This is a genomic window from Chryseobacterium sp. CH21 (genome assembly GCF_004119445.1).
Classification (GTDB): domain Bacteria; phylum Bacteroidota; class Bacteroidia; order Flavobacteriales; family Weeksellaceae; genus Chryseobacterium.
This window is the reverse complement of the sequence record NZ_QICI01000118.1, coordinates 1-277: the sequence shown is the minus strand read 5'-3', so window position 1 is coordinate 277 and position 277 is coordinate 1. Positions and strand designations below refer to the sequence as shown.

At 37.5% G+C, this 277-nt stretch carries 1 protein-coding gene; it reads left to right on the top strand.

The genetic code is table 11. The features are described 5' to 3' along the window. A partial coding sequence (locus BOQ62_RS22710; RefSeq protein WP_164976832.1) for a hypothetical protein occupies positions 1-184 on the top strand: 184 nt, incomplete at its 5' end. Positions 185-277 lie beyond the last annotated feature (93 nt).

The window sequence follows — 277 nt, the reverse complement described above, 5'->3', positions numbered from 1 at the left end:
TTATAGTGTAGCAGATTGGACTAAGGCTCCGAACAGTTATATTTTCACGGGAAAAGATAAGACGGGAAATAATGTAGACGGTCTTTATATTCCGGTTAAAAAAGCCTTTGCCATGTGGCAGAAAGATAAATATATCGGTGGAACTAATATTCCTGGTGGAACATTAACTGCAGATGTTTTATAGTGTAGCAGATTGGACTAAGGCTCCGAACAGTTATATTTTCACGGGAAAAGATAAGACGGGAAATAATGTAGACGGTCTTTATATTCCGGTTAA